This window comes from Streptomyces sp. SID11385, assembly GCF_010548245.1.
Classification (GTDB): Bacteria; Actinomycetota; Actinomycetes; order Streptomycetales; family Streptomycetaceae; genus Streptomyces.
Window position 1 is genome coordinate 1 of record NZ_JAAGLR010000675.1, and the last position, 2869, is coordinate 2869.

Genomic DNA, 2869 nt, shown 5'->3' on the forward strand with positions numbered 1-2869 from the left:
CGCCCGTACCCCCGAAGCCGCCCGCACCTGGCCCACCCTCGCCGCCCTCCTCGACCGCTCCCCGCACGGGCTCACCGACGGCGAACACGCCCTGCTCAGCGGCTACCGCACCCCCGGCGACGGCGGCGGCGCCCTCCTGCGCTGGGACGCGGAAGCGAGCGACGCACCCGACGGCGGCCTCGTCCACACGCCCGCCGCGCGCCCCCGCCGGGGCCGCTGGCGCCAAGTCCACGACGGCACCGTCGACTTCCGCTCCTTCGGCGTCCTCGGTCCCCGCACCCCCGCCGACGACGCCCTCGACGCGATGGCGGCCGACCCCTCGGTCACCCGCGTCCAGGCCCGCACGGACCTCCTCCTCCGCCGCCGCCACACCTTCACCCGCTCCCGCCTCACCCTCGACTTCGGCGGCCGCACCGTCCACACCGGCGGCATCGCCCGCAACACCCACGACAACCCCTTCGGCGCCGTGTTCGCCTTCGCGGGCACGACCGAGCCCGCGCGCTCCCTCACCCACGCCCTCTCCGGGCGCGTCCCCGAACTCACCGACCTCTACCCCGTCCCCGACAGCGGCGCCTTCGCGGTCGGCGAGTGGTGGAGCCTCACGTGCGCGCCCGTGCCGGGCGGCGGCCAGTACGAACGCGAACTCCAGAAACTCGTCGAGATCACCGAGATCCCCGACGCCGGACACGTCCGCGTCGGCTACCTCTCCGGCTGGGAACTGCCCGCCGGACGCGAACTGACCTGGGTCCCCGTCCGCCCCGTCCACTCCGTCACCGTCCGCGACCTCGTCTTTCTCGGCGCGGGCGAGGACACCGGCGCGAAGGACGACGAGTACACCGGCTCGCACCCCGTCTCCTTCGAGTACGCGGTCGACTGCCACGCCCGCGACATCCACGCCACCGGCACCTTCTGGCCCGTCGTGATGCGCCGCTGGAACACCCGCTTCACGACCGAGCGCTGCTCCCTCAAGAACCCGCCCACCGTCGAGTACGGCGGCGCGGGCTACCTCACCCAGCAGATCTACTGCCTCGACGGACGCGTCAGCGACTGCGCGAGCAGCAACGTCCGCCACCTCAGCGACCTCACCGCCTCCGCGCACTGCCAGGTGGTCAACTGCCACGGCGACGGGGACGACAGCGGCGGCAACCCTTTCACGACCCACGGCCAGTACGAGCACGACCTGCTCTACCAGGGCAACTCCGGGCTCATGGACATCGCCAACTCCGGCGCGCCCTGGGGGACGTCGGCCAAGCGGATCACGGTGCGCGACCACGTGTGCTCCTGGTTCGTCGCCGACACGAAGATCACCGACCTCACGCTCGACAACGTCACCGTCCTGGCCCGCCCCACCTTCGACAAGGGCGGCACCCTCAGCGTCAACGCGGACGGCGCCCAACTGCGCGGCTGCACCGCCGTCACCTTCTCGCTCACCCGCCGCTCCAGCCGCTCCGCGCGTCCCACGACCCTCACCGACTGCCACTTCGCCCCGCCCGCGCGGAGCGTCCTCGTCCACTCCGCCGTCGACACCCCCGTGCACTTCACGCGCTGCGTCATCGACGGACTCGACGGCAACACCCTCGCGGGAACGAGCACGGTGGCATTCACCGCGTGCACCCTGAACGGCAGCGGCCCCGACGCCGCACCCCTCACCGTCACCTGCCCCGAACTACGCCTGACCGAGTGCGAGTTGCACGACACCGGCCTCGTCCTCGACGCCCCCACCGGCCGCCAGCGCCTCACCTGCGGCGGCACCACGCGCCTCGGCGGCGACAACGCCGACCACACCTTCCTCGCTTCGGGCCCGCACCGCCCCGCCAACACCGCCACGCACTGGCACCTCGGCCCCCTCCGCTCCACCGCCCCCGCCACCACGGCCCACGCCGTCCTCACCCAGGGCGTCCACCACTGGAGCGCCCTCGGCGCCGAGCTGACAGGAGGCCGCCTGCGCCTCGAACCGGCGGCCTTCCGGGGCGACTCCACGCTCGTCCACGCCCACTGCACCGAGGACGGCGTCGCACGCGAGGCCGTCCCCGAGGAAGGCCCCCGCGTCCGCTGGACCGCCAACCTCCTCCTGTGACCCCGGGAGCCCTCATGACCACGAACCACCGCACCGCGACCGAGGCCGACGAACCCGCGCTCCGCGCCCTGTGGGCGGAGGTCTTCGGCCCCGCCCCGGTCGCGGCCCTGTGGACGCGCGGCGAGGAACGCCACGCCCGTACCCTCGTCACCACCGAGGCAGGGCGGCTCGTCGCCGCGCTCCACTACCAGCCGCGGCCCGTGCGCACCGCGCCCGGGGGCGCGGCAGCGCGCGTCGCCTGCCTCGGCGGCGTCGCGACACTCCCCGAGGCGCGCGGGAGGGGACACGTGCGCCGGATGCTCGACCTCGCCGTGGCCCGGATGACGGAGGACGGCTGCGCCTGGTCCCTCCTCTTCACCGGCACGCCCCGGGTCTACGAGGGCGCGGGCTGGACCACGTACGAGGCCCCCGCGTGGGAAGGACCCCTCACCGCGCCACCCCGCCCACCCGGCGGCGTCCGCGCGGCGACGGCCGCCGACCTCCCCGACCTCGCCCGGCTGCGCACCGCCTACGACACGACGCGCCCCCTCACCACCGTCCGCACCTTCGCCGACTGGCACCACCGCGTCCCGGCCTGGTACCCCCCGGCCACCACCACGACCCTCCTCACCACCGACGCCACCGGCTACCTGACCTTCCGCCACCACACGAGCCCCGGCACCGCGACCGTCGAGGAACTGGCCCTCGCCGACCCCACCGACACCCCCACCCTGACCCGCCTCCTCACCGCCACCGCCCACGAGGCCCGCCGCACCGGCCACCACCACGCCCGCACCCACCTCCCCACCCCCC

At 74.8% G+C, this 2869-nt stretch carries 2 protein-coding genes; both read left to right on the plus strand.

The features are described 5' to 3' along the window. The coding region (locus G3I42_RS20515) for a peptidase C14 (protein ID WP_239096577.1) at positions 1 to 2077 on the plus strand (2077 nt) is incomplete at its 5' end. Positions 2078 to 2091: 14 nt separating this feature from the next. After that, positions 2092 to 2869, plus strand: a 778-nt coding sequence (locus G3I42_RS38260; protein ID WP_164287989.1) for a GNAT family N-acetyltransferase, incomplete at its 3' end; no start/stop codon positions are given.